This is a genomic window from Shewanella sp. SG41-4 (assembly GCF_014164505.1).
GTDB lineage: Bacteria > Pseudomonadota > Gammaproteobacteria > Enterobacterales > Shewanellaceae > Shewanella.
Genome location: NZ_JACJFI010000464.1, coordinates 1 through 2121, shown reverse-complemented (window position 1 = coordinate 2121; position 2121 = coordinate 1). Strand labels below are relative to the sequence as shown.

Annotated in this window: 2 protein-coding genes; both read right to left on the bottom strand. The window is 38.3% G+C overall.

All coding sequences use genetic code 11. The features are described 5' to 3' along the window. Positions 1–759 (bottom strand): biotin--[acetyl-CoA-carboxylase] ligase (locus tag H5202_RS21130; protein ID WP_182773788.1); only part of this gene is annotated, 759 nt, incomplete at its 3' end. Beyond that, positions 756–1778 carry a UDP-N-acetylmuramate dehydrogenase gene (murB, locus tag H5202_RS21125; protein ID WP_182773787.1) on the bottom strand — a complete coding sequence of 341 codons (1023 nt, stop codon included), beginning with the start codon at positions 1776–1778 and terminating at the stop codon, positions 756–758. The genes H5202_RS21130 and murB, both read right to left, overlap by 4 nt. Positions 1779–2121: the final 343 nt, after the last annotated feature.

The following is a 2121-nucleotide window of genomic DNA, read 5'->3' as shown; positions in this document are numbered from 1 at the left end:
AAACAACTGTAAATCTGCCTTAAGGGTTTTGTGAAGTTTAATTAACAGCTCCGTTTTATCCGGCATATTTATCAAACTAGACAGATCGCTCCATGGTTGGTCGATGAGCTCACCCTGTTCAACAGACATACTCATATTAATACCTATACCAATGACTAATTCCGCTTGTTGATTTGAAGTATTTGAGATCTCTACGAGGATGCCAGCTAGTTTCTTATGATCAAGATAGATATCATTTGGCCATTTCAATCCTAATCCTTCAACACCAAATTCTGATAACGATTTAACGATGGAACAACCAACAACTAAACTTAGCCCACTGGCATGACTAATATCAGTATTTAAACGCCAGAACATAGAAGTATAAATATGGTGGCCATAAGGAGACAACCATTGCCGCCCTCTTCGACCTCGACCAGCTGATTGATATTCAGCAACACAAATATCACCAGATTTCAATTCTGCGGCGTGCCCAAGCATAAAAGCATTAGTACTTGTCGTTTCATCAAAATAAAAACACCGGCCATCAATTCCATTAACAAGAAACGACTCATTTACCAGAGAAACTGGATTTGCTAATTTATAGCCTCTACCTTTAACACTATAAATCTCGATACCATAATCTTTCAAAGCATCTATATGTTGATTAATTGCCGCTCGAGTAAGCGATAAAGATTGAGCAATTACCTCACCTGAAACAAAACGTTCATGATGTAAACACGCTAATATCTGGCGCTTACGAGACCAATGCTCATTCATTTTATTTCGATCTCCCCAACAGAGCCTATCACCCTAGGCTCGGGTTGTAATATAACTGCAAATTTTTCAAATACTATTTGTATAATGTATTTTGCTAATTGGCATACATGGTTGCCAGTTGCATGGCCTAAATTTACTAACACCAAAGCTTGATCTTGATGAACGGCCGCACCACCTATATTAAAGCCCTTCAAACCTGCATTCTCTATTAGCCAACCTGCAGCAAGTTTATAATGATTGTCAGCTTGCGGGTAACCGACTAATTCGCAATATCGACTTTTAAGTAAATCATATTCTTGCGTTGATACTACTGGGTTTTTGAAGAAACTTCCTACATTACCAAATATTTTAGGATCAGGCAGCTTAGATCGACGAACCATACAAACACAATCGAAAATTTGTTGCGCTGTAACGTCTAGTAAGTTGAAGTGTTGAAGCGGTCCATAATTTATCTCGGGCACCCAGTGCTTTGCCAATTTTAGAGTCACCTCTGTGATAACGACTAAGTTCTTAAGTACCTGTTTAAAAATGGATTCGCGATAGCCAAAGTGACACTGTTGGTTATCAAAATTTACCAAGTTACCAGTATCGAGTTGTAAAAATTCAATATTGTGGCAGAAACGATTAAACTCAACACCATAGGCACCTATATTTTGTATTGGTGCTGCGCCTACAGTTCCAGGGATCAGTGCCATATTTTCTAAACCATAAATATCTTTAGCTAAACAATATTCAACCAATTGATGCCAGCTTTCACCAGCTTGAACAGTGAGATAATAAAAACCAGCATCTTCGTTAACAACAATTCCCTTTGTGCTAACTTTAACTACGGTTCCCTCAAAATCATCTGTAAAAACGACGTTACTGCCTCCACCCAGGATAAACATACTCTGCTGCTGCTGATACAACATAAGACATGTATTGATTAACTCCTCTTTACTAGTCACTTCAACTAAAGAGTCGCAATACTGATTAAGGCCAAATGTGTTTAATAAAGCAAGTGAAGTAGGCATAGACAAAAAGACATCAAATTCAAAAATGTATTGTTATTGTAGCAGGGAACCACTAAGAAATTAGCATGATTACCGCTAAAAAAGATCACAATCTAAAACGTTGTATCGATTAGTGGCGCTACATACTCTGAGATACATCAGTCGAAATTAACTGATACAGTGCTAATTGCTTACGTAAAAATCCAGCTTATTTTATCAGGCCTCGCTCGACTGATTCGACCAATTTGACCACAAATTATAGACGTAAAAAAGCCCGTTACGTTAGTAACGGGCTTATCACTACTCTTTCGAGTAAATTAGGCGCCTGGAAATGACCTACTCTCGCATGGGGAGACCCCACACTACCATC